Annotated in this window: 21 protein-coding genes; 15 read left to right on the forward strand and 6 right to left on the reverse strand. The window is 41.3% G+C overall.

What is annotated here, in order from left to right; translation table 11 throughout:
- Nucleotides 1-81 precede the first annotated feature (81 nt).
- The 3 genes from ACUN2T_RS00795 to ACUN2T_RS00805 all read right to left on the reverse strand — a co-directional run bounded on the left by ACUN2T_RS00795 (nucleotide 82) and on the right by ACUN2T_RS00805 (nucleotide 4462).
- The gene (locus ACUN2T_RS00795) at nucleotides 82-1446 is read right to left on the reverse strand and encodes a restriction endonuclease subunit S (RefSeq protein WP_445495792.1); all 1365 of its coding nucleotides are present in this window, start codon (nucleotides 1444-1446) and stop codon (nucleotides 82-84) included.
- Nucleotides 1443-3857 carry a type I restriction-modification system subunit M gene (locus ACUN2T_RS00800; RefSeq protein WP_445495793.1) on the reverse strand — a complete coding sequence of 805 codons (2415 nt, stop codon included), beginning with the start codon at nucleotides 3855-3857 and terminating at the stop codon, nucleotides 1443-1445. Before ACUN2T_RS00800 ends, ACUN2T_RS00795 begins: the two co-directional genes overlap by 4 nt.
- A 416-nt stretch (nucleotides 3858-4273) precedes the next feature.
- Nucleotides 4274-4462, reverse strand: a complete 189-nt coding sequence (locus ACUN2T_RS00805; protein WP_350305989.1) for a hypothetical protein — start codon at nucleotides 4460-4462, stop codon at nucleotides 4274-4276.
- Between the two features lie 72 nt (nucleotides 4463-4534).
- Between ACUN2T_RS00805 and ACUN2T_RS00810 the strand changes: the two genes are divergently transcribed.
- The 9 genes from ACUN2T_RS00810 to ACUN2T_RS00850 all read left to right on the forward strand — a co-directional run bounded on the left by ACUN2T_RS00810 (nucleotide 4535) and on the right by ACUN2T_RS00850 (nucleotide 15895).
- Nucleotides 4535-5467, forward strand: a complete 933-nt coding sequence (locus tag ACUN2T_RS00810) for an alpha/beta hydrolase family protein (protein ID WP_445495794.1) — start codon at nucleotides 4535-4537, stop codon at nucleotides 5465-5467.
- A gap of 845 nt (nucleotides 5468-6312) precedes the next feature.
- Nucleotides 6313-6615 (forward strand): Cro/Cl family transcriptional regulator, encoded by a 303-nt coding sequence (locus tag ACUN2T_RS00815; RefSeq protein ID WP_207627318.1) that lies wholly within the window; start codon nucleotides 6313-6315, stop codon nucleotides 6613-6615.
- A gap of 700 nt (nucleotides 6616-7315) precedes the next feature.
- A complete protein-coding gene (locus tag ACUN2T_RS00820; protein WP_445495795.1) occupies nucleotides 7316-8416 on the forward strand; it encodes an amidinotransferase in 1101 nt (366 codons plus the stop codon).
- A gap of 10 nt (nucleotides 8417-8426) precedes the next feature.
- Entirely contained in the window at nucleotides 8427-9383 is a 957-nt protein-coding gene (locus ACUN2T_RS00825) for a fatty acid desaturase family protein (protein ID WP_445495796.1), read from the forward strand.
- 62 nt (nucleotides 9384-9445) lie between these two features.
- On the forward strand, nucleotides 9446-10312 hold the full coding sequence (locus ACUN2T_RS00830) for a 2OG-Fe(II)-dependent halogenase WelO5 family protein (RefSeq protein ID WP_445495797.1): 867 nt from the start codon (nucleotides 9446-9448) through the stop codon (nucleotides 10310-10312).
- Between the two features lie 334 nt (nucleotides 10313-10646).
- Complete coding sequence (locus ACUN2T_RS00835) at nucleotides 10647-11528, forward strand: DMT family transporter (RefSeq protein ID WP_445495798.1); 882 nt, start codon at nucleotides 10647-10649, stop codon at nucleotides 11526-11528.
- 258 nt (nucleotides 11529-11786) lie between these two features.
- Nucleotides 11787-13382: a serine hydrolase domain-containing protein gene (locus ACUN2T_RS00840; RefSeq protein ID WP_445495799.1), complete on the forward strand. Its 1596-nt coding sequence runs from the start codon at nucleotides 11787-11789 to the stop codon at nucleotides 13380-13382.
- Nucleotides 13383-13510: 128 nt separating this feature from the next.
- Entirely contained in the window at nucleotides 13511-15106 is a 1596-nt protein-coding gene (locus tag ACUN2T_RS00845; protein ID WP_445497772.1) for a serine hydrolase domain-containing protein, read from the forward strand.
- A gap of 609 nt (nucleotides 15107-15715) precedes the next feature.
- The gene (locus ACUN2T_RS00850) at nucleotides 15716-15895 is read left to right on the forward strand and encodes a hypothetical protein (protein ID WP_445495800.1); all 180 of its coding nucleotides are present in this window, start codon (nucleotides 15716-15718) and stop codon (nucleotides 15893-15895) included.
- Nucleotides 15896-16081: 186 nt separating this feature from the next.
- Here ACUN2T_RS00850 and uxuA read toward each other — a convergent pair whose 3' ends face one another.
- The 3 genes from uxuA to ACUN2T_RS00865 form a co-directional block, all read right to left on the reverse strand.
- Nucleotides 16082-17269: a mannonate dehydratase gene (gene uxuA / locus ACUN2T_RS00855; RefSeq protein WP_445495801.1), complete on the reverse strand. Its 1188-nt coding sequence runs from the start codon at nucleotides 17267-17269 to the stop codon at nucleotides 16082-16084.
- An 88-nt stretch (nucleotides 17270-17357) separates the two neighbouring features.
- On the reverse strand, nucleotides 17358-18116 hold the full coding sequence (locus ACUN2T_RS00860; protein WP_445497773.1) for an FCD domain-containing protein: 759 nt from the start codon (nucleotides 18114-18116) through the stop codon (nucleotides 17358-17360).
- Nucleotides 18117-18235: 119 nt separating this feature from the next.
- Nucleotides 18236-19216: a TRAP transporter substrate-binding protein gene (locus ACUN2T_RS00865; RefSeq protein ID WP_445495802.1), complete on the reverse strand. Its 981-nt coding sequence runs from the start codon at nucleotides 19214-19216 to the stop codon at nucleotides 18236-18238.
- 298 nt (nucleotides 19217-19514) lie between these two features.
- Between ACUN2T_RS00865 and ACUN2T_RS00870 the strand changes: the two genes are divergently transcribed.
- The 6 genes from ACUN2T_RS00870 to ACUN2T_RS00895 are packed head-to-tail and all read left to right on the forward strand — an operon-like array spanning nucleotide 19515 to nucleotide 25878.
- Nucleotides 19515-20021 (forward strand): TRAP transporter small permease, encoded by a 507-nt coding sequence (locus ACUN2T_RS00870; RefSeq protein ID WP_445495803.1) that lies wholly within the window; start codon nucleotides 19515-19517, stop codon nucleotides 20019-20021.
- A 27-nt stretch (nucleotides 20022-20048) separates the two neighbouring features.
- A complete protein-coding gene (locus tag ACUN2T_RS00875) occupies nucleotides 20049-21350 on the forward strand; it encodes a TRAP transporter large permease (protein ID WP_445495804.1) in 1302 nt (433 codons plus the stop codon).
- 37 nt (nucleotides 21351-21387) lie between these two features.
- Nucleotides 21388-22845, forward strand: a complete 1458-nt coding sequence (locus tag ACUN2T_RS00880) for a fructuronate reductase (protein WP_445495805.1) — start codon at nucleotides 21388-21390, stop codon at nucleotides 22843-22845.
- Between the two features lie 20 nt (nucleotides 22846-22865).
- Nucleotides 22866-24290: a glucuronate isomerase gene (gene uxaC, locus ACUN2T_RS00885; RefSeq protein ID WP_445495806.1), complete on the forward strand. Its 1425-nt coding sequence runs from the start codon at nucleotides 22866-22868 to the stop codon at nucleotides 24288-24290.
- Nucleotides 24287-25231 (forward strand): sugar kinase, encoded by a 945-nt coding sequence (locus ACUN2T_RS00890; protein ID WP_445495807.1) that lies wholly within the window; start codon nucleotides 24287-24289, stop codon nucleotides 25229-25231. Before uxaC ends, ACUN2T_RS00890 begins: the two co-directional genes overlap by 4 nt.
- Nucleotides 25232-25248: 17 nt before the next feature.
- Nucleotides 25249-25878, forward strand: a complete 630-nt coding sequence (locus ACUN2T_RS00895; RefSeq protein WP_445495808.1) for a bifunctional 4-hydroxy-2-oxoglutarate aldolase/2-dehydro-3-deoxy-phosphogluconate aldolase — start codon at nucleotides 25249-25251, stop codon at nucleotides 25876-25878.
- Nucleotides 25879-25939 lie beyond the last annotated feature (61 nt).

Consider the following 25939-nt stretch of genomic DNA (forward strand, 5'->3'; position numbering starts at 1 on the left):
ATAGGCGTATATCATCCTCCAGTGCAATGATCACGCCTTTTACTTGCTGATCGGCCTCTACCAGTTCATCTTTGACATAGCTTAATTCCTTTGTTGCGTTGGATTAACCAGACGTGTTTTACCCGTCAGCAGTTCCTGCATCATCCCCTGTTTAATCTGGCGGGTTTTGTCCAGACGTTGCCGCAAGGATTGAATTTCCTCGTCCATATCGGAAAGGGTGGTGGCGATGGCGGTTTGTTCTGTTTTATTAGGTAGTAAAAAGAGAATTGATTTGAGATCTGCTAATGAAAGACCTTTAACAGTGCTTCCACTTCCAAGCTCATCAATTAGATGTGAATTTATCTCAAACCAGAAATAAAGATATTTCGTTAATAGCTTTGAGGATGGAAAAATAGCCTTCAGATCCTGATTTATAGCTACATTTACTTCATATATAACGGTTTTACCTAAAGCCATTCTTGTAGAGGTAATTAATGTACCTTTTGGTATCAAATTTGACGAACTATTTTTTAATCCCTCGTTTGTAATTGACTCTTGGGCAGATAATGGATTGAAGGTAGAAAAATCCTTGACTGTCACCCAAGGAATACTATTTCCCCAGTAAGATGGGTTATTACGCCTCGGTGTACCACCACCTATTATTTTTTCTACTAAGTCACCTAATTGAACAGACTCCCAATCTTCAGGGATTTTTCCCAATTCACTGGTTTTATAGCTTTTAGCCGTACCATCTTCGCGCAAAGCAAATTGTGGCAAACGTGTTTTGCCGGTCAGCAATTGCTGCATAGTGGCGGTTTTGATGGCTTGTTTTTTGGCGATCAGTTTTTCCAGTTCATTGAGCAGGGTATCGACATCGGATAGCGCGTTGGCGATAGCGGTTTGTTCTTCTTTAGTCAGTGGACAAGGTATTTTATAGGCATGAATTGCAGAAAGAGGAACTCTGCGATGGCCGGCACTCCCTATCATTTCAGATTGTAAATCAAATCTAAATTTATTTTTAGTTGTAATATAATAGATAAATTTAGAATCAGACTTTTCATGAGCCCTTAAAACATGAAATTCCGTACTCCCATATCCTATTTCTTCCGTTATTTTATCAGAAATACACCCTTTTCCATTTTCGAAACATGGAGTAATTTTCGCGACAAGTACATCCCCTCGTTCAAAATAGGTGAGTCCAGTTTTTAATTGGGAATATGGAACAGTCCAATAATTAATTAACTGCGCATTTTCACTGACGTCTTGCATTCCTACAAATGATACAAGTTCATTTGCTTTGATTTCCTTTTTAGAAAATTGGGTTTCAAATAAATCTCCGAAATCAATGACTTTCCAATCCTCAGGAATCATCCCTATTTCTGTTTGTTTATAACCAACAGGAACACCCTGCTTCGGTGCGTTTTGCTCATTCATTTCCACAACCTGATCTTTATCTACCACTATCACCACGTCAGCCCCATTGTTTTGAGATGCTTGGCGACTTTACTACTTAGCGTCTCAATAGATTGTGTTAACTCTGGCAGCGGTTCGACATAGCGCTCTTCCAACTCTTTAACCCGGTTAGCCAACTGTTGGATAATATGCTCAATTTCGGCTTTGATATTGGTTTGCAGAGTTGACAGCCATTTATCTTGTACGACTAACATCTTGATTTCGTCGTCTGTCAGAGTGGGGTAACGCTTAACCACGGCAATATCAAGCTTGTCCTGTGCTTCTTTGAGCGCTTTTTTGGCATCGGCTTCCTGTTCAAACAGAGATTTAGCCTGTTTAAGCACCGCTTTTTCTTCTTGATCGTTGGTCACCTTCAAGCGAGTGGCAACGCTGGCTTTTGTCACTTTATCTTTCTCGTTCAGAGCATCATTCAGTAAGCCGTCATCACCGGAGTGCTCTTCGATAAAGCTTTCTAGTTCTTGTGCAGCGGTATCTATATCCGCTTGAAGTTGGTTGATGTGGTCTTGTTGTTGCTGGAAATAATGCGTGACGATCAACTCTGGTGGGATAAGCTCTGCTTTATATTTAATTTTATTGATAACCAAATCTGGGGTTTCCTTCAGCTTTTCACCTTTCTTCGTTATCAGTTCACGCAGCACTTTACCTGCACGCCAGCCATCCTGTATCAGCACATAGATATCGTCTTGCATGGTATCTGCCCAGTAGTCCATCAGAATCTGATAGACATTGTATTTGTCCAGCAGATCGGTATTGGCGTACTTTTCCAGCAGCACTTCAGAGGTTTCATCAATCAACTGCTTGGGATTATCGCCCTTGTGGATCTCCTGCAATGCAACTTGAGCGATCCAGGATTTGAAAGGCAGCAGGCTGCGGGCAGCGAAATCTTTAAACTCCTGATGTTCCAGAATGGTCGATTTGATCTTATTGGCCGCGATCAGCGCCTGACTATAGCCTTCGCGGGCATCACTAAACAAAGTAGCACGGATGCTTGGGAATACCTGCCAGTAGCGCTGTAGCGCATCAATATCACGGTTTGGTATTCCACCTTGCAGATGAGCACTGAGATCGTGCAAATCTTCTGGTTCGCTGGAGTCGATATAGCGTGGAATATTCAGGTTATAATCGTTATCAGCGATCTCGCTCAACGACACCATGCGGCTAAAACGTGGCAGTTCTCGCTGGTGATTGAAGACATCCACAATTTTGTGAATGTCCTGACTACGCAGACGGTTTTTGTTGCCATCCTTCATAAAGCCTTTGCTGGCATCAATCATAAAAATGCTTTTGCGACTGTGTGCATGCTCTTTATCAATCACGATGATACAAGCTGGGATGCCGGTACCGTAGAACAGATTGGCAGGCAGGCCAATAATGCCTTTGATATAGCCCTGTTTAAGCAGATTTTCACGGATACGCGCTTCCGCATTACCACGGAACAGCACGCCATGAGGCAGAATAACCGCGCCCTTACCAGTGCTTTTCAGACTTTTAATGATATGCAGTAAAAAGGTGTAGTCGCCGTTCTTCTCCGGTGGAATTCCCCAAGTAAAACGGTCAAATTCATCTTCCTTTGGGTTAATCCCACTGGTCCAATTTTTGTTGGAGAAAGGTGGATTAGCTACTGCAAAGTCAAAGGTCTTAAGTTTACCGTTGGCGTCTTTCCATTGTGGATCACTGATGGTGTTGCCCTTCCAGATTGTTGCGGTGGCATTGTCATGTAGAATCATGTTCATGCGCGCCAAAGCACTGGTCGCATTATCCATCTCCTGACCGAAGATCGACAATCCGCGGGGGGCTTCATCGCTGGCTTTTAACAATAGAGAACCGGAACCACAGGTGGGATCGTAGACCGTTGCATCTTGGGGCGTGTTGGCATTGATGCCAAGAACTTTGGCCAGAATACGCGAGACTTCTGCCGGAGTGTAAAATTGTCCTTTGCTTTTCCCTGATTCTGTCGCGAAGTGGCGCATCAGATATTCATAGGCATCGCCCAGTAGATCGTCGCCATCTGCGCGATTGGCTGAAAGGTCGAGACCTTCAAAAATCCCGATCAGCTTAGACAGGCGATCGATTATTTCCTTATCTTTGCCAAGCCGGTCTTCATCGTTGAAGTCCGCAACATCAATAACACCTTTCAGAGCATTTTCTTCGGCGAGTGCATTGATAATTTTATTAATCTTTTCGCCGATCTCTTTGTCGCCCTTCAGTGCCACCATATCGTCAAAGGAGGCTCCCTTAGGCACCACGATCATGCCATAGGGATTGCCTTTGTATTTGTCTGAGACATATTTCATGAACAAAAGGGTGAGCACATAGTCTTTGTACTGGCTGGCGTCCATACCACCACGCAGCTCGTCGCAGGAGGCCCAAAGGGAGGAATAGAGTTCAGACTTTTTGATTGCCATTGTTGTGTCCGTTAAATTCTTTTCGTTGCAGCTAGTTTGTATGCTTACAGTAACTCAGTTTTGAGGAATATAGTTTTTAAACACAAGGTTAAATTTCATATCTTACTGAATTATTTACCAAAGCTTTTGCAAAGGTCTACTCCTTTGCAAAAGCTTTGGTAGTAACATGCTTAAGCTCATTGGTGTATTAGCATTTGTAAGTGTATTTCTACGGTGTGTTGATTGCGAGGAGATTCTGCAAGGGGGAGTTTTGATGCCGTTATAGATTCCTTGTTCGCTCGTCTTGCACCTGATAACACAGGATTGACATCCTCCTGTCGCCATCATACTTTGCAGGCTGTGTGGACGGTGCTCCTCTTGAAGTTGTTAAGCAATATATTGAGCAGCAGAGCGAAATTTGCCAGCCATTTTTCTGCTTATTCCGCGGAAACCTTCTCATTTCGCTTGATTAGCCTCTGGATATTACGTCTTACTGCGACATCACCATGTAATGAACCGTTCAGGTAATTAAATCCTCGCAATAGGGCATAATTAATGGTCCACATATCAATACCTTTTATCGCCAGCAAATTGTGTGTTAATTGTTGAATATTCTGTTCACTCATTTTAAAAATTTTTCTGACAGGAACAATATTGCCAGTTTGTGGTCTTTAATATGTCAGCTAAAGGAGGTATTAATGAAAGCATATGGTTTTAATTTACGACAGAGAGTTCTGGCGTCTGTGCTGGTTTTTTTATGTTGTATAAGTTCTGTTTACTCAGATACGCATAAACGGTTTTTCCGCCATGATGGTAGTGAAATAACTTACTATCTCAAGCAACGAGGGGGAAAAAACTTATTGGTGCTGATACAAGGTTCTGATTGTAATAGTATCGCTAATAATAAATTTGTGAATGAGACATTCAGTGATATTTATCCGAATACTGATGTTTTAACTGTAGAGAAATATGGCATTAATGCCTCTCTCCCTTGGTCTGATGCGGTGGAGCGTTCGGATTGTCCTAAGGCTTATATAAGATCAGATACGCCAGAACAGCGGGTAAAAGATTATATTCAGATTATTGGTTATCTGAAGAATCAAGGTAAGTATAATAAAATCATTATCTTAGGTGGGAGTGAAGGGGCTATAGTCGCCAACTTAATTACATCACAAGTTAATTATATTGATAGAACGATTGCGCTGAATGGGGGGGGCCGATATTTCGCTGATGATGTTATTCATAGTATGAAGAGTGAGGTCCCACCAGAGCATATCAATGAGGCTATTAAGGGATTTAGAGAGTTCCAGAAAAAAATACGTACCGGTAATTATGTTGGTGAGTTGGAAATGAGTAATCATGGCGTTAATTGGTGGAAAGTCTCGCTCGGTATTAATCAATATAAAGTATTAAGTCAGACGAAAAGACCGATTTTGATTATTCAAACACTGAATGATCATTCTGTCAGTGTGAATGCAGCTATAGAAATGGAAGATCAATTAAAGAAAAATAATATTACCTTCTATCAATACCCGGGACTAAGCCATCGATTTAAAGATAGAGAGGATGTTTTGCAAGTTACGCCTATTGTTGAAGACATCAGAAGTTGGTTATCCAGAGCTTCTGGATAAGCGTTTTTGAGTTAAATGGCGTTAGTCATGCCGTTTTCCATGTTCGGGAAGCCAAACTAAGCTCAGTAATAAAGCGTGGTATAATTGATATTGATACCACGTTTTAATAATATTATCTTGGGATTGTATTCGTTGTTAATTCCATGTTTATTTTGAGTCAAAAAAACCATCTTACGACAGACAATTATATTTAATGAGGAAATTAAAATAGATATAAATAACAAAATAATAATTAATAGGCTGCAATCAATTTAATAATATAACAATCGCATGATCTTTATTTTATCTTCTTGTTATAATCACAGAATGAGATGTGGTATATAATATTGCCAATGAAACATCACATAATTAATTGGCCGCTTGTAATTTCCATAAAATATAATACTGAAATGTTATGAGCTATTTGTTGTTTTTGAGATGAATTTATCGACTTTCCCTTTTATATAGTAGGGGTAAATGTCGGTGTTATTTCTCATTGTTATTGATATCTGTCATTATGTTAGGTAGAGAAAATTACTGAAATAGTATATTCATTTCATAGTGAAATATATTTTTTATTTGTTTTTGGTAATAAAATGTTGATTTTAAATAATTAAATTTATTTTTGTATTTTATTGACAATACATTAATGGCATCTATAGTTATATGTATTAGATAAAGTGTTAATATGGCATCAAAAATGCTGTGTATATTATCTAAATGCTGGATAAATTCCTGATGGGCACTTATTTTCTAGTGAAAATGGTCACAATATTATGTTGCAAAAATGAATAGCTTATTGTCTGTATTCTAGAGTGATATAAGTTATTTATCAATTAGTTACATTAAATTTCGGAGTTTATATCATGATTAAGAAAGATATTCTGTTACATGAAGAATTACTTGTAGATGATGAACTTAAAGTGGGTAAAGTAGAGAAGGTCTGGATTGATATTCTGTCACCCAGTTCAGTTATCGTTAGCCTGAATATTTTAGGCGTGGTTGAAGATTTTCATCTATTACTGGTTGATGGTGAAAAAGATAAAGAGAAGGTTGTGTTGCTCTATTTGTCTCTTTTACGTGTTCTTCATGAAAAATTAGATGTAAAAGTAAAAATCGCAAAAAGTAAGCTGATGAAGCTGAAATATATAGTAGGTGTAGAGATTTAATAAGTATTGATTAAATATTTTAATGAGTGCGTGGAATCACAGGTTCTGTAGAATAATTTAATCTGGTTTGAAAGATATAATCAGATAGCGCTGGTTTTATCCAAATCATCAATATATTTTCTACTAAATGCACTTAGTCAAAGGCAGAATGGTAATATTATCGTTCTGCCTTTTTCTATTGGAATTCATCATTAGGGAATAAAATGATAATATCTCATAAAAGAATTTCACTTTATTTACCTATGGTAATATTTTATAATTAAATAATAATGTGGCAAACAATAGCATGTGCTCTATTTCACAGTGCTTAAATCTAATGCCTTTACAAATTTAAATGTCTATATATTATTGTTGGCAGGTAAATTTATGGCGTCATTTTGGGTTTATAAAAGCACGGTGGAACTATAATGTTGTTATCGTATATTATTACAGTGATTTAATATTTTATGATGAAAAATAAAATTTTTAACTGTACATTACCGTCTTTAATAAAAACATTATAATTTACTTCTGGGTTTATTAAACCTGAAAAAATTATAGTCATTTAATTTTTCAAACTGTAGGGATGCGTAGAGCCATCATATTACTCATATTTAAACTGAATTCTTTCTGAGAAGTCACCATTGATGGCGATAGGGTCGCAATTAATACAGTTGTTACAGTTTTAAGGCGACATAGTATTAAAATATCAGGAGACGACATGCTTGATTCAAATTTAATAGATCGTGATAGTGAAACTTCTTCCCCAGTTAATTCGTTTAACGAGTGGGATCCTCTTGAAGAGGTGATCGTCGGTGTTGTTGATGGCGCCAGATTCCCTTCCTGGCATATGTCTCTGGAGTCTGTACTACCAGAAAATCAAGTTGCTACTTTTCAACGACATGCTGGCCGGTCATTTCCACAAGAGCAAATTGAAGCGGCTTCTAGGGAATTAGAAGCGTTTGTTCATATTCTTGAAAGCGAAGGGGTAACAGTACGTCGGCCAGAACCTCAAGATCAATCTCTGGTGTTTGGTGCACCGGGCTGGAGCAGCACAGGGCTATATTGTGCCATGCCGCGTGATGTATTGTTGGTTATTGGTGATGATATTATTGAATGCCCGCTGGCGTGGCGTTCCCGTTATTTTGAAACGGCAGCATATAAAACCTTGCTTAAAGATTATTTTAAACGGGGCGCGAAATGGAGTTCTGGGCCAAAGCCACAGTTGATCGATGAACAATATAATTTCGAATGGGATCAGCCTAATGGCAAAGATCGTGTTCCCCTTGCGGTGACCGAGTTTGAACCTACATTTGATGCTGCGGATTTTATCCGGTGTGGGCGCGATATCATTGCGCAAAAAAGCCATGTTACGAATGAATTTGGTATTGAGTGGCTTCGTCGTCATTTAGGTGATGATTATCGTATTCATGTTTTTGAATTTAATGATGATAGTCCTATGCACATTGATGCCACATTTGTTCCTATGGCACCAGGGAAACTATTAATTAACCCGAAAAAGGTGTTAAAAGTTCCTGAGCTGTTTAAAGGATGGGATGTGCTGCATGCGCCTGAACCGGTTATTCCTGACAACCATCCTCTGTATATGACCAGTAAATGGATCAACATGAATATTCTGATGTTGGATGAGAAACGGGTGATTGTTGAAAAGCAGGATGAACCGATGATCGCGGCGATGAAACGTTGGGGCTTTACTCCGATTCCATGTAATTTCAGAAATTTTAACTCCTTCGGCGGTTCCTTCCATTGTGCAACAGTGGATGTAAGGCGGCGCGGAAGTTTACAGTCTTATCTTGACTAGGAGAGTAATTATGGCTATCTGGAAATATTCCGCTTGGGATGCAGTCATGTTTATATTAAGCATTTTGCATACGGTAGCCACGGTTACACTGGTCATGTATTGGGATCATTTCACTATTATGGGATGGTTGGTCAACATTGTGCTTCTTACATTGATGACAACTTACAACATAATAGTGATATCACATTTTTTCACCCATACTCCCTGGTTCGTTTCTCGTGTAATGAATATGTTGGTGTCGATACTGAATTCAATGAATATAGGGCAGTCTGTACAGTCTTATCACCTGTCCCATGTTCGTAATCACCACAAATATAATAACGATCGGGGAGTAAGTGAAAGCGGGCCTCTGGATACCTCTTCTACCTTTATAAATGGCAAAGAAATTGGGGAGCATACTACTCTTTGGAACTATTCTATCCTTGGCGCAGTATCTACCTTTTATAATAGTTTTGTTCGTATGTGCTGGTCTCTATTTATCTGGCACAAACCACTTAGTAAAGCTGATAATGGGTATGAAAAACTTCTTTCTAACGCCAGAACCAATAGAGTTAAAGAGTTATGGCAATTGAGGTTAGATAGATTGTTCCAGGCGGCGTGGATTATTATCTTATTCACTCTGTCTTGGAAATGGGCTTTATTTTGTTATTTACCCTCTCTCTATTTTGCCTTTGTTTTGGTTAATATTCAAAACTACTACGAACATTATGGTGCTCAGCCGGAGAACAGATTTGCAAACTCAGTGAGCTATTATGGGCGTATCTATAATTTATTCATGTTTAATGATGGCTATCATCAAGAGCATCATATCTCAGGCGGCACCCACTGGAAGCTGTTACCTAATTTACGCAGGAAATATTCAACCCAGCTTGCTGCGCAGAAGAGGATTATTAGTCCGGTACCTGCGATAGTAGGTTTTTTACATAGGCGTAGATCTCTGCTGCACAGATCTATAAAGCAAAAATAATCCCAGTTAATCACGATAGGTTTGATAGATAGCCCGACGAATTTACTATTGGGGAGTCTGTTATGATGCAAGAAAGAGCCGGTATTAGAGGAACAAAGCTGGCAGAATCAGAATTTATTGTATACGAAACGTCGAACGATATATCAATGGATGCAGTTTCTGACCTTTTGGATGGTCACCTTGCGGCTTGTCGAGTTCGTCATTTTCTTCCACCAGAACAAAGAAAGAGAATAATTGAAAATTTTTGGCGTTCTCCAGCTCGCACTCCCCGTTACGGCGAGGGTATTGATGGTGTCGAGGGGTATTTTATTGGGGCATCTCATATCGAAAAAGAGACCCGTCAATATATAGAAGAAGCAGAAAATTTTCGCCCGGCAATTAATGAGATGTTTCAGGATACGATCAATCCAATGGATCATTTCATTGAGCAAGTAACTCATTTTAGTGGTAATAACTCACAGGTAATGCGTCCTGCCACGTATCATGGTGCTGCTGCGGGAAATGCAAAAATTGTGTATTGGAATAACTTCGGTGAATTCCTTTTATTACCTCATGATGATCTTGCACAGTTGAGTGATCCACGCCAGAGTGATTTTGAGATCCAACAAATTAATCGTGTCATGGCGGTAAATTTTTACGCTGACGTTCCCCAAAATGGGGGACAATTAAAAGTATGGAATATTCAACCTGATGGTCAATCACGTCGTGCCCTTGGTTTAACTTACAGTGGTTTTCCATATCCATCGGAATTATTGGAAGATCATGCAAGTATGGTGATTAATATTGATGCGGGGGATTTGGTATTGCTGAATGGGAACTTAGTCCATGCGGTACTGAATGGTAATGCAGCCTCTTCACCGGAACGGCGTTTACTGGTGACCTGTTTTATGGGGTTACAGCAAAATGGTGATCTTATTTGGTGGACATAGACGTGTGCATAATGTTGAAAATTGTTCACAAATATTTGACCATAGCGGAATATGCATCTACATTTAAAAATGACTAATGTAATAATGTAAATGTTAGAAGATGAAGACTATGCCATTACTCGCATGCACACTGATGACGCTTACCAGGTTAGTATTAGCCGAAGCAAATGTGTGCATGCGTTTTACTTTCATTTCTCCTGCTGCTCCACCTCCTTTATTATCCATAACTGTGTAATATGTCGTCTCTGAGGGATGGTTAACATTCAACGTGTTGTCAGATTTTGCTGGCTGCGTTGGCTTGGGTACGTTAAATGTAAAACAGGTATGAATTCCTATGATTTCTAAAACTCAATGGATCTCTTATAGCTCGACCTTGCTTTTCGTCTTATTGTGGAGCAGTGGTGCGATTTTTTCTCGATGGGGACTTGATCACAGTACCGCATTTGCCATTTTGACGATGCGTTTTGCTATTGCGCTTATTTTCTTAATATTTTTGGGATTATTATTCAGACGTAATGCTCATTGTCTGCCTGTACAGGGGACACGTAAACAGATAGCTGGCACCGGTGTTTTGTTAATTGGCGGCTATTCTATTTGTTACTTTTTTGCTTTGGATCATGGGATCACGCCTGGTGTTCTGGCGACAGTGATGGGAATTCAGCCGATTATCACGCTGCTGGTAATTGAACGCCATTTTTCGGCTGTACGTTTAGCCGGTTTATTATTAGCGTTATTGGGCTTGATATTAGTGGTGTATCAAAGCCTGGTACTGTCCCGGTTTTCTTTTGCGGGTATTACTTTTGCCTTAGCCGCATTGGCTTGTATGAGTTCTGGCGCGATTTTACAGAAACGAATTCATCAAGATCCTTCCGTGGTTTTACCTCTGCAATATAGTGTTAGCCTGCTGCTTTGCTTACTGTTTGTTCCTTTCCAGCCTTTTGAATTTCAATTGGTGCCTGGCTTTATTATTTCATTATTATGGCTTGGGTTAGTGATTTCAGTTGTCGCTCAACTATTACTTTACCGGCTTATTCAGCGTGGTAATTTGGTGAATGTAACAAGTTTGTTTTATCTTGTTCCTGGTGTTACCGCCGTAATGGACTATTTATTTTTGGGTAATTCATTACCGGTGTTAAGTCTATTGGGTATGGCTGCTATCTTGTCAGGACTTATATTGGTCTTTCGTACAAAGAAAATATCTCTTTCTACTGAATAAAGTGGTGTCGCCGGGTTGCAATTAGCCCGGCAACAGCCATCTTCTTGACGCTATTATCAGTTCCAAAAATAATTGTCAGTATGAGTTTACTAATCTGGATGAGTGCCCGCCGTCACTTTGTATTGCTCCTTATATATTAAATGTTAATCATTGTCACTTGGATATTGCCTATTTCCGTCTTACAGTACTGCCCGCAGACGTAATCTAACAGACTGCATATATATGCTCTGTTTTTATAACCTTAAAATAAGGAGATTAATGATGAAACCGACTATGTCTACAGATAATATTAAGTTGTTTCTCAATAAAATAAATGAACTGGTTGATATTGAAAATAAAAAAAAGGGTGGTGCCCTCGCGGTTGCTGTTACCCACGGAAATGAAACAATTTATCAGCGCTATATTGGGCAAGCTGATATTGAACATGCAGTTGCTGCACATTCCAGAACTCAATTCTATTTGGCAAGCGCTTCAAAACAATTTACGGCTTTTTGCATTGTGTTGTTGGAAAAAGCGGGAAAGCTCTGTGTCAATGATAAGGTTAGACAATATTTGAGTTATTTACCCACAGATTTCTCTGACATTACCATTGCACAGCTTATCCACCATATCAGTGGATTACGGGATGAGCTTTTGCTTTATAATCTGGCGGGTAAAAATACAAACTTTGACCATCGGAGTATTGATTTAGCGAGGAAGCTAATTCAACGGCAACAAGTGCTTAACTTTACTCCGGGGGAATACCATCTGTATTGCAACACTGGCTATAATCTGCTGGGGGAAATAATCAAAGTGGTTTCAGGTAAATCACTGAGAGAATATGCCGAAGAAAATGTTTTTGCCCCATTAAAGATGGAAGATACCCGTATCTGTGATGATGCCTCTGAAATTATCTTTGATCGGGCGATGGGTTATGCCTATAAAGAAGAGTCGAACCAGTGGATAAGAGATGACCTCAACGATTCAGTGGCCGGTGCAGGAGCAGTTTATTCTACAGTGAATGATTTATGTCGCTGGATGAGAGCGTTTTATTCGCCATCTATTGTTCAGGATCTATTGCCTCAGTTATCCCGTACGCCACATTTAGCCAATGGCAATATTAGCAATTATGCTTACGGTCTTGTTATTGACCAACGTGAAGGACACAAGATAATACAACATAGTGGTAACTACGTTGGCTTCAGAGTTAATATTTACATGTTGCCTGATGCCAAATTGGGTATTGCTATCACTACCGCAACGAGTATTGATGTTGTTAAACTGGCTGATCAATGTCTTGATGTATTGTTTAATCCTGACGGGGCTAAACCAGAAAAACAACCTTGCCGGACCAGTAATGTTGATATTACCGGTATTTTTAGAGGGGTGAAACCCTATCCTTATATTATTACCAAAGAAGATTCATATTTATTGGATGATTTATTGAAAAAAAGCAACCCGATTATCTTTAACCATGATGGGACATTCCAAGAGGAAGGCGGTAAAGACCGATTCAGACCCATCATTAAAAATGATCGTGTGATAGCACTGGAACAGACTGATGAAGATAGAAATACTTTTTATTTAGAGAAGAAAATTGATGAAGGTGGTATCGATATTCAGCAGTTATTAGGGCGCTATTATAGCCACGAAACAGAGGCGATTCTTACTATCGCAGCTTCTGGCGATCAAATTTATATTGATGGAATTATCTATCCTGGGGAAAAAGAAGTCTTACAGCGAGTTTACGGGAATAATTATTTCTCTCCCCGCACTGAATTCGTTATTGATTTTGAATTAGATTCTAACACGAACAAATATCACCTTTTTATCAGTAATTCACGTTGCTGGAAGATAGAGTTTGTCCCGGTTTAATTAGTATTGTGAAAAATGAAATAGGAAATGAGAATGGTATTTTTATGGCAGGATAGTGTCGATATATTATCTACCAGACTGCATCTATATACCTTGGTTTGTATAACCTTAAAATAATGAAATTAATAATGGAATCGAATATATCTACAAATAATATTAAATTGCTTATCAATAAAATAAACGAACTAGTTGATATTGAAAATAAGAAAAAGGGTGGGGCCCTTGCTGTCGCTGTTACCCATGGAAATAAAACCATTTATGAACGCTATATTGGGAAAGCCAGCATTGAATATTCGGTTGCTGTACATCCCAGAACTAAATTCTATTTGGCGAGTACTTCAAAACAATTCACGGCTTTTTGTATTGCCTTGTTGGAAAAGGAAGGAAAGCTCTGTGTCAATGATAAAGTAGGACAATATTTAGATTATTTCCCTGCTGGTTTCTCTAATATTACCATCGCGCATCTTATTCATCATACCAGCGGGTTACGGGATGAGTTTTTGCTTTATAGTTTGGCAGGTAAAAACACAGATTTTGATCACCGCCGTATTGAGTTAGTGAGGAAACTAGCTCAACGGCAACAAGCGCTTAATTTTACTCCTGGGGAATATTTTCTATATAGTAACACTGGCTATAATTTGCTGGCGGAAATAGTCCGAGTGGTTTCAGGTAAATCGCTGAGAGAATATGCCGAAGAAAATATTTTCATCCCATTAAAGATGAAAGATACCTTTTTCTATGATGATATTACCGGGATTATCGTTGATCGGGCAATGGGCTACACTTATGACGAGAATTTGCATCAGTGGAAAAGAGATGATCTTAATGATGCAGTGGTAGGGGGTTCAGGACTTCATTCTACGGTGAATGATTTATGTCATTGGATGAGAGCGTTTTATTCTCCATCCATTGTTCAGGATCTATTACCTCGGTTATCCCGTATGCCAGATTTAATCAATGGTAACGGTAATAATTATGCTTACGGTTTTATTATTGACCAACGTGAGGGGCAAAATATAATACGACACGGTGGTAGTTATAGTGGTTTCAAATCAGAAGTTGGTATTTTGCTTGAAGCTAAATTAGGTATTATTGTGACCTCTGCAACGAATACTAATGCCTTTCAATTTATGCAACAGTGTATTGATGTATTGTTTAACTCTAATATGACGGAACCAGAAAAACAGCCTTGTTATACCGGTGATATTGATATCACCGGTATGTTCAAAGGGGTAGATCCCTATCCCTATATTATTACCAAGGAGGATTGCTATTTATTAGGTAATTTATTCGAAAAAGGTAATCCGATTATCTTCAATTCTGATGGCACATTCCAAGAGAAGAGGGGCGAATTTCGGTTCAGACCCATCATTGAAAATAATGATGTTATCGCATTGGAACAGATTGATGAAAATGGCAATTTTTTTTATTTGAAAAAGATGATTGGTAAAGGTGATATTGATATTCAGCGATTGTCAGGCCGCTATTATAGTCAAGAAACAGAAGCTATACTCACTATTGAAGCCTCCGGTGACAAGCTCTATATTGATGCGGTTGTTTTGCCGGGAAAAAAAGAAGTCTTACGATGGGTTTATGGGAATAGTTATTTTTCTCAGGCTACAGAGTTGATTATTGATTTTGAATTGGACTCTGATACGGATGAACCTCATCTTTATGTCAATAATTCACGTTGTTGGAAAATAGAATTTATCCGAGTTAAGTGATAGATATTTTTGTAAATAAAAAATAGGAGTTAAGTAAAGCGTTTGTCTGGCAGAACTGTAATATTTATGTTCTGCCTTTTTTACATGGCTACGATATTTTTGTTCCCGTCAGGTTGGTGCTGTATTAACGAAAGAGAAAAACATAATTTCAACTGGGGCTAATGATGTACCACAATTTGGCGGAGGATTATATTAGCCTGATTATGTAGAGGATTCAATTGAAGGTGTTGAAATTGTACTACATTTCCTTGTCATAACTGCGCAAAACATATCGTTGCCTGTGGCATAAAACGTGTTGTATATATTGAGCCTTATCCTAAAAGTAAAGCTTTTGATTTTCATCCTGATTCTATTGAGACTTCTGAAGAAGAGGTTTCTGATAATAAAGTGATTTTTGAGCTATTCGTAGAAGTTGGGCCTCGCTGTTTCTTTAACTTGTTCTCAATAAATCTAGGGATATAAAATAAAAAGAAAAGATAAGAATGGTAAGGTTGTTAAATGGCATAGAAAAGATGGAATGCTTAGAATGAGGATGCTATCATTATCTTATATAGAAAAAGAGACCGAATCAGCAGCTAACGTGGATAACTTAATGAAGGAGTTAAAAAAATGACTAATAGAGAAGAATTCTTTTCTTATTTAAGCGAAGCGAGTAAAATAGTTGAACAATGGCCAGAATGGAAGAAGGGTGGATTGAGAACTACTCGTAACCAGTATATATCCCGTAAAGATCATACTGCGTTGAAAACTAGAGGCTATGCGATTTTTGCTAAAAATAAATTGGGATAACTTATTCTTACTTATTGAAAAACAGAGAACTTGCCGAGAGTTTTTTGTTTGCCGCCGTTAGTAAATTAATTAAAATAATAAAGTAAAGTCTTATTCCAATAACCTGATAATAATCTTGATGTGAATAAATATAAAAAGTAACCCTTTTTAGGGTTACTAATAAATATAGTTAATTACTCAATCTTATTATTTTTCCTCAAAAAACGCCCGTTTTAAACCTAATTCCAGCCCGCGAAATTCGGCCAAACCTTTTAATCGGCCAATACAGGAATAACCGGGATTCGTCTGTTTTTTCAGGTCATCAATTATTTGGTGGCCGTGATCAGGACGCATTGGAATTAAACGGTTATCGCCGGCTGCTTTGCGGCGATATTCTTCACGCAGGATTTCCATAACCACATTATACATATCTACATCACCTGCCAGATGAACGGCTTCATGAAAAGTTTTACTGTTTTCTTCCCGTTGGGTAGAACGCAGGTGAGTAAAATAGATTCGATTGCCGTAGCGCTGAATTATCTCAACCAGATCATTATCACCACGAACACCGTAAGAGCCGGTGCACATTGTGATGCCGTTAGCCGGGCTTGGTTCAATGGTTGTCAGCCATTCAATATCTTCAATAGTGGACATGATACGTGGTAAGCCCAGAATAGGGCGAGGTGGGTCATCCGGGTGAATTGCCAGACGTAAACCCTGTGCTTCGCACACAGGAATAATCTGGTGCAGGAAATAAGCCAGATGCTCACGCAGTTTATCGCGGCTAATATCTTTGTAGCGATCCAATTGCGCCTGAAATTCTTCCAGTGTGTAGCCCTCTTCGGCACCCGGCAGGCCGGCAATGATATTAGCAGTGAGTTTATCAATATCAGCACCAGACATATTGTCGTAATAGATTTTTGCCTGAGCTTGTTCTTCAACAGTGTAATCAACTTCCGCGCCAGAGCGTTTGAGGATATGGATCTCAAATGCGGCAAAGGCAATTTGATCAAAACGCAGGGCTTTAGAACCATTAGGGAGGAGATACTCAAGATCGGTACGTGTCCAGTCCAACACTGGCATAAAATTATAACAGATGGTATTTATGCCGCATTCAGCCAGATTTTTCAGCGAAGTTTTGTAGTGATCAATCCATTGCTGATAGTGACCTGTCTGAGTTTTAATTTCTTCATGAATCGGTACACTTTCAACCACTGACCAGATAAGCCCTTTATTTTCGATTAGCGTTTTACGGGCCAAGATTTCATCTTTGTGCCAAACTTGTCCGTTAGGAATATGGTGTAATGCGGTGACGATACCCGTTGCACCAGCCTGACAAATATCATCTAAGGAAACAGGATCATTTGGGCCGAACCAACGCCAGGTTTGTTCCATTATTATTTACCTTTGCACAAATTCAGAATGAAAAATAGCCACCGGAATAACTGGATATAAAAACTTATTTATAAATTATCTTGCTGAATTAATTACGCTTCTTTGCTATTTGATAGGGATATGAATTAAACAGATAACCATCGAAATAGGGATCATCAATATCAGATAATTCCAGCAAACGTAATTTCACATTTTCTAGGTGTTGCCACATTGCCTGTTTGGCTGCCATCGGATCTTTCTTGATCATGGCGGCCAAAATGATCTGATGATCATGCAGCCATTCTTTACGGTAATCTTTGTCGGTGATTCGGCTATGGAGTTTCAGCCACATGGGATTATTTTCCCGCCATGCCCAGGATTGTTTAAGCAGCTCAACTAACATGCTGTTATGTGTCGCTTCCGCAATTGCCAGATGAAATTCTCTGTCACCGGATTCGTCTTCACCGGAAGCCAAATCTTCCGACTCTCTTTTCAATGCCTGGCGCATATTCGCAATGTCGTTGGGTGTGACTTGCATTGCGGCGAATTCAGCAATATTACTTTCCAGCAATTGGCGAGCCTGTAATAGTTCAAAAGGTCCTGCCGCGTTGACTGAGCATGAAGACAACGACCAGTGAGGGAGGTTGATAATATAAACCCCGGAACCTTTGCGAACTTCAATTAGGTTTTCCAGTTCGAGCATGATTAAGGCTTCACGTACAACTGTTCTGGAAACCCCTAATAAATCAGCAAGCTCTCGCTCTGGTGGTAAACGATCCCCGATACGATATTGCTGGTTGGCAATCATCTGCCTTAATGAAACGCCAACTTTCTGGTAAGGGCGTTTTGGCTCAAGTAAATGCTTCATTACATCACGACCATTAAGATAATTATTATTGTATTGCATAGATCATAGTCAAAAATAGGAATTGGTCAACCAAAAATGCCGCTTAAGGGTGAAGGCCATTTGACCTTCACCAAGGATGTTTATCTTACTGCACGAATGCGTTCTACCATACGGTAAAGCATTGGATCAGTTTTCTTGATGTCGTCGTACATAGGTTTGACGGCTTCTTCAAACGATTTTTTATCAACATCAACAAACTTGACCCCCATTTTTTCTGCGTTCTGCCGCTCCTTCGCTTCTGATTTTTCCCATAGCTTCGTCATGTATTCCGAAGAGTTGGCTGCCGCATCCATGAGAATTCTTTGTTGTGCTGATGACAGTTTATTTAGCGATTTATTAGAAATCACCAAGACATCAGGCACCATAGTGTGCTTATCCAGTGAGAAATACTTTGTAACTTCACTGTGACGGCTCAGGTTGAAAGAGGGAATATTGTTCTCTGCGGCATCCACGACACCCTGTTGCAGGGCGGTATACAGTTCGCCGTAAGCCAGCGGTGTTGGGTTTCCGCCCAGGTTTTTCACCATTGAAATGGCGGTTGGGCTAGGTTGTACCCGGATTTTCATGCCTTTTAAATCCGCGGGAGTGCGAATCGGTTTTTTGGCGTAAAAGCTGCGTGCACCAGCTTCATAATAGGTTATACCGACAAACCCGCTGTTTTTGCTGGAAGCGAGGATCTCTTTACCAATCTCTCCGTTTTTGATTTTTTCGTAGTGTGCTTTATCACGGAACAGATAAGGTAAATTAAAAGCAGAATAGGCCGGCGTAAAGGCTTCCAGTTCCGCAGCGTTAGATTTAACTAAATCCAGTGCCCCATTTTGCATCAGCTCCATCGATTCCCTCTGGCTGCCTAATTGTGCATCGGGATAGATCCGAATACGAACATCGCCATTCGTTTTTTGGCGAACTTCATCAGCAAACTGAGTCATTGCCCTGTGTACTGCGTGATCGCGGTTATGGTTATGACTGAGTTTTAATGTTGTCACTGCCATGACTTGTGATGCCCCCAAGGCGAACATCGCGCCGATGACAGTACATAAAACACGCTTAGAATTGTTCATTGTTCGTTCTCCAATTGCTGTAAATAGGTTACGGGCACAACTGAACTGACGGTCAAACCATAAGCACTACTTTGGTTTTCGTCAAAAAGTAAAAACCATTTGGTTGACCAAGATCTCAAAATAATCCGGTTTTTTGGTCAACCAATCAGTTTGTGATCCCGCTCACTGGATGTTTTTTTGACCTGGATCTTATAATCCGGGTGACGTAAAGTTCCTTTTACTTATTTTGGTCAGGCAGTTCTTCCCTATCTGGTCAACCAAACATGGCATCCGTAAAGGCTAATAAGGATAAAGCCCCATGAAAAACCTTGTGGATTGCATCAATAAAGGTTTGGCATTTTTTACCATCTGCCTTTCCACTTTTTTGGTGTTTTGTATCACATGGCAGGTAGTTTCCCGCTATGTGCTTGGTACGCCGAGTACGGTAACGGATGAGCTCGCCCGTTATCTGTTTATGTGGGTTGCCATGATTGGCGCGGCATATACCACAGGTCAACACCGTCACTTAGCTATCGACCTGTTAATGATGAAACTTAAGGGGACAGGTAAAAATATTGTGGGTTTGGTGATACAGGCGGCGATAGCGTTGTTTGCTGCGGTCGTACTGGTGTATGGCGGATCGGTATTGGCTATCTCAACGCTTGAAACCGGGCAAATTACACCGGCGTTAGGCCTACAGATGGGGTATGTCTACTTATGTCTGCCAATCAGCGGGGTGTTGATGATCTTCTATGTGTTGGCAGATATCGTTTCTCTGATTCAGAATTTTTCAGGTAAAGACTCCGGGGTTTCTGAAAGTCATTAACATCACCAGACAGAAGAGGTTGAGCTTATGGATTGGCAAGTGGTTTTAGCTTTGTTTGGTAGCTTTGCCGTGCTGTTAGCGCTTGGTATACCAGTATCCTTTGCGATTAGTTTGTCGTCATTACTGGCAATTATGATGACTCTGCCAATGGAAGCGGCAATTACCGTTGTCGCTCAGCGTATGGCTGTGGGTGTTGATAATTTCTCTTTACTGGCTATCCCGTTTTTTATTCTGGCGGGAAATATTATGAATCAGGGCGGTATCGCTGCCCGGTTGATTAATCTGGCAAAGGTCATTGGTGGTCGTTTGCCTGGCTCTCTGGTTCACGTCAATATTATGGCGAATATGTTTTTCGGGGCGATTTCCGGTTCAGCGGTGGCATCGGCTGCGGCAGTCGGCGGTACGATGGCGCCAATGCAGAAAAAAGAGGGTTATGAGCCGGAATATTCTGCTGCTGTCAACATTGCTTCTTGCCCTGCTGGTTTGTTGATCCCACCCAGTAATACCTTGATCGTTTACTCACTGGTTTCTGGTGGCACATCCATTGCCGCTCTGTTTTTAGCCGGTTATATTCCCGGTATTTTGATGGGGGTAACCCTGATGATTGTGGCGGCGATTATTGCCAGGCGGCGTAATTATCCAATATCGCCAAAGCCGACATGGAACGAGTTTTTTACCACCCTGGTTCGCGCCTTGCCTTCCCTGATGTTGGTTGTGGTCATTATGGGCGGTATCATTGCCGGTATTTTTACCGCGACAGAGGCTTCGGCGATTGCTGTGTTGTACAGCTTTGTGTTGGCTGTACTGATTTATCGTGAAGTCAGTATCACTAAACTGCCAAAAATCATTCTCGATTCTGCTGTGACCACTTCGATTGTTCTGCTGTTGATTGGAGCATCAATGGGAATGTCTTGGGCAATGGCGAATGCTGATCTGCCCTATCTGATCGCTAATGCATTGATGGCGATTTCTGAAAACCCGCTGGTTATTCTGCTAGTCATTAATATCATTCTGTTGTTGGTCGGGACCTTTATGGATATGACTCCGGCGATTCTGATTTTTACCCCGATTTTCCTGCCAGTGGCACAGAATATGGGGGTTGATCCGGTACACTTCGGTATCATTATGACGTTCAACTTGGCTATTGGTATCTGCACGCCGCCGGTAGGTAGTGCGCTGTTTGTTGGCTGCTCTATCGGTGAGGTCAGTATTAATAAGGTACTGAAACCGTTGGTGCCCATGTACTGCGCTTTGATTATTGCTCTGATGCTGGTGACCTTTATGCCACAACTGAGCTTGTGGTTGCCCCAGATGTTACTGAATTACTGATTATTCAGATAATCTGCGTCGTTAAAGGAATTATTCCATGATCCATAATATAGCCAACGGTGAAATCAGCCCTGTTGTTTCTTTTCCTGCCTATAATCGCCAGAAACTGGTTACCCGCATTGTTCATCTGGGATGTGGCGCTTTTCACCGGGCGCATCAGGCGGTTTTTACTCACCACATGCTGGAAAAAACCGGCAGTGATTGGGGGATTTGTGAAGTCAGTTTGTTCTCTGGTCAGACGCTGATTCAGCAACTTAAAGATCAAGATTGCTTGTGTACCATTGCGGAAACAGGGGCAGAACAAACTGAGCTGAAAATTATCGGCTCAATGATTGATGCTTTACACCCTGAGTTGGTTGGTCAGCAAGGTATTCTGGAAACTATGGCACAGCCGCAGGTGGCGATTATCTCGCTGACAATTACCGAGAAAGGCTATTGTACCGATGCCGCCAGTGGCAAATTGGATGTGAATAATGCGCTGATTCAACAGGATTTAGTTAATCCAACCGCGCCAAAATCGGCTATTGGATATATTGTTGAAGCGCTTCGCTTGCGTTATGAACGCGGCTTATCGCCGTTGGCAGTGATGTCCTGCGATAATGTCAGAGAGAATGGCAGAGTGACCCGTGAAGCGGTGATCGGTTTTGCTCGTTTACGAGATGAAAAACTGGCGCAGTGGATTGATCGGAATGTGACGTTCCCATGCACTATGGTTGACCGCATTGTTCCGGCGGCTACGCCAGAATTGCGGGAGGAAATAGCTGAACAATTGGGTGTTTATGACCCATGCGCAATTGCCTGTGAGCCTTTCCGCCAGTGGGTGATTGAAGATAATTTTGTGAGTGGCCGCCCAAATTGGGATGTGGCAGGAGCACAATTTGTTGAAGATGTGGCACCTTTTGAAACCATGAAATTGCGAATGCTCAACGGCAGCCACTCATTTTTGGCTTATCTGGGTTCTTTGGGAGGATATGCGCATATTGCTGACACAATGGTAGATCCTGATTACAGGCAAGCCGTTTTGGATCTGATGTTGAAGGAGCAGGCTCCAACTCTGACGATGCCGGCAGGAACGGATCTTTTCCAATATGCACACCTCCTTATTGAGCGTTTCAGTAACGCCAGACTTAAGCACCAGACCTGGCAGATAGCAATGGATGGCAGCCAAAAATTACCCCAACGTATGCTTGATTCTGTCACTTATCATCTGGCGAATGGCAGCGATTATTGGCATCTGGCCTTGGGTATTGCTGGCTGGATGCGTTATATCAGCGGTAAAGATGAGCAAGGCGAATGGATTGATGTACGTGATCCGTTGGTTGACCAATTTGACGCTATTTATCGGCAACATGGATTATCTGTTGGTGTGGTTCCCGCATTGTTGGCTGTTTTTGGTGGCTCATTGTCAGACAACCTGCATTTTGTTCGGGTAGTGAGTGACGCTTACCAACAATTATTAGACTACGGCGCACGTCGCGTTGTGGCGACACGCTGATCTGGGCGCAGGGACAAGACATGAAAAATTTTATGTGTGAAGATTTTCTTCTGAACAATGAAACCGCCCGTCAGCTATATCATGAATATGCCGCCGCTATGCCGATTTATGATTATCATTGCCATCTTAATCCGCGTGAAATTGCCGAAAATCGCCGGTTTGATAACCTCGGTCAGATTTGGCTGGAAGGGGATCACTATAAATGGCGGGCAATGCGTTCCGCAGGGGTTGATGAATCACTGATTACTGGCAAACAAACCCGTGATTATGAAAAATATCAGGCGTGGGTGAAAACGGTACCACTGACGTTGGGAAATCCGCTTTATCACTGGACGCATCTGGAATTACGCCGTCCGTTTGGTATCGCCGGGAAAGTGTTCGGGCCGGAAACTGCTGATGAAATCTGGCATCAATGCAATGAAAAGCTGGCGACATCGGAATTTTCAACTCGTGGCATTATGCGGCAAATGAATGTGCGTATGGTTGGAACGACGGATGATCCGGTGGATTCTCTGGAATATCACCGTCAAATTGCCGCAGATGACAATTTCGATATCGAAGTATTACCCAGTTGGCGTCCTGACCGCGTATTTAAAATCGAGTTGGCGGGTTTCACGGATTACATCAAACAGTTGGAGGCGGTGGCTGATGTGTCGATCTCTGCCTTTGCTGATGTGTTACACGCGCTGGAGCATCGTCTCGATCACTTTGCTGCGCAGGGTTGCCGGGCTGCTGATCACGGCATAGAGAATCTGCGCTATACAGCGGTTCCTGATGAAGCTGTATTGGATAGGATCCTGCAAAAACGGCTGACAGGCGATATGCTCTCTGAACTCGAAATTGTGCAGTACACAACGGCGGTTCTGGTGTGGCTTGGGCGTCAATATGCGGCCCGTGGTTGGGTGATGCAGATGCATATCGGCGCTATTCGTAACAACAATACCCGCATGTTTCGTCTGCTTGGTGTGGATAGTGGCTTTGATTCCATTGGTGATAGCAATATCGCCTGGCCGTTATCCCGCTTGCTGGATAGCATGGATGTGACAGGTGAATTGCCGAAAACAATTCTCTACTGCCTGAACCCTCGGGATAATGAAGTGATTGCCACGATGGCAGGTAACTTTCAGGGGGGCGGTATTGCCGGTAAAGTGCAGTTTGGTTCGGGCTGGTGGTTCAATGATCAGAAAGATGGCATGTTGCGCCAGCTTGAACAACTTTCCCAACTTGGGTTGCTGAGTCAGTTTGTCGGTATGTTGACCGATTCCCGTAGTTTTCTTTCATACACACGACATGAATACTTTCGTCGAATTCTTTGTAACTTGTTGGGGCAATGGGCAGAAAACGGAGAAATTCCTCATAACAGAGCAATGTTAGGGCAGATGGTCGAGAATATTTGCTTTAATAATGCCCGCCGTTATTTTGCCTTGCCGGGAGAAAACCAATGAAGCGGATTGCATTTCTTGGTGAATGTATGATTGAGCTTAATGGTGCGTCTTTCGGCACTATGCATCAGACTTTTGGTGGTGATGCGCTGAATAGTGCGGTTTACTTAGCACGGGCAAGTCAGCAAAAGATTGCTGTGAATTTTGTTACTGCGCTGGGAATGGACTCACTCAGCGAAGGTATGATCAAATGTTGGCAAAATGAGGGCATCCATACGCATCTGGTGTTGCGTGATCCTGCTCGTCAGCCAGGGTTGTATCTGATTCAGCTTGATGAGCAGGGAGAACGCACTTTTCTGTATTGGCGTAATGATTCCGCTGCTCGTTATATGGTTCGCCACCCTGATTTCTTTTCTGTTATTCAATCGTTGCAACAGATGGATGCTATTTATCTCAGTGGCATCAGCTTGGCTATCTTGCCTGCTGATGATCGTGAAATATTACTGAATCAATTGGCTGCACTGGCTGCGCAAGGAAAAACGGTGGTTTTCGACAGTAATTACCGTCCAGTATTATGGGAAAATGTGGCAGAAACCCAAGCCTGTTATCAGAAATTACTCTCTTTTACCTCATTAACATTGGTGACAGATGACGATGAAAGCAATTTGTGGGGGGATAAATCAGTGACAGAAATTATGATTCGCCTTAAACGGGCAGGGGTTAAAGAAGCGATTGTTAAAGTGGGTGCAGATGGTTGCTATTATCAGAATTTGGTGCAGGGTACGGCGATTGAGCCGATCCCAACCGAGCTGGTTGGCAACGTGGTCGATACCACGGCGGCGGGAGATGCGTTTAACGCCGGGTTTTTGGCTGGCTATCTGACAGATTACTCAGTGCAACAAGCGATAAAAATGGGGCATTGTCTTGCGGGTATCGTTATTCAGTATAAAGGGGCGATTATTCCAATCAGCGCCACTAAAACGATAACTGACAGTTTCTTTTAAGCGCAGGAGAAAAAACGATGAAACAAATGATTGAGCAGTTATGCCAGCTAAAAATTGTTCCTGTGATTGCGGTTGATCGTGCGGAAGATATTATTCCGCTGGGTAATGCACTGGTTGACAATGGTTTGCCGGTAGCTGAAATTACTTTTCGTTCCGTAGCGGCGGCAGAAGCGATTCGTCTGCTGAAAGAAGCTCGGCCGGATATGCTGATTGGTGCAGGAACTGTTCTGAATCGTGAGCAAGTGGTTGCTGCCAAGGAAGCGGGGGCGACTTTTATTGTTTCTCCGGGTTTTAATCCAAATACCGTTAAAGCCTGTCAGGAATTGAATATTCCGATTATTCCGGGTGTGAATAACCCAAGTGCGATTGAAGGTGCTATGGAGTTGGGGCTGAAACTGCTGAAATTCTTCCCAGCAGAACCTTCTGGTGGTTTGCCGATGATTAAAGCGATATTAGCCCCTTATACTGAACTCCAGGTTATGCCTACCGGAGGTATTGGGCTGAAAAATATCCGTGATTATCTTGCAGTACCGCGTATTGTGGCGTGTGGTGGTTCATGGATGGTCAGTAAAGCGCTGGTGGATAGCCAGAATTGGCAAGAAATTGGTCGTTTGACCCGTGAAGCGGTGGATTGGGTTAATGTTTAGTCACTAGGCGAGTGGCTAAACTGCCAACGATCTGCACCTCGGTTTTTTTCTCAGCTATTTG

This window comes from Photorhabdus machadonis (assembly GCF_052657765.1).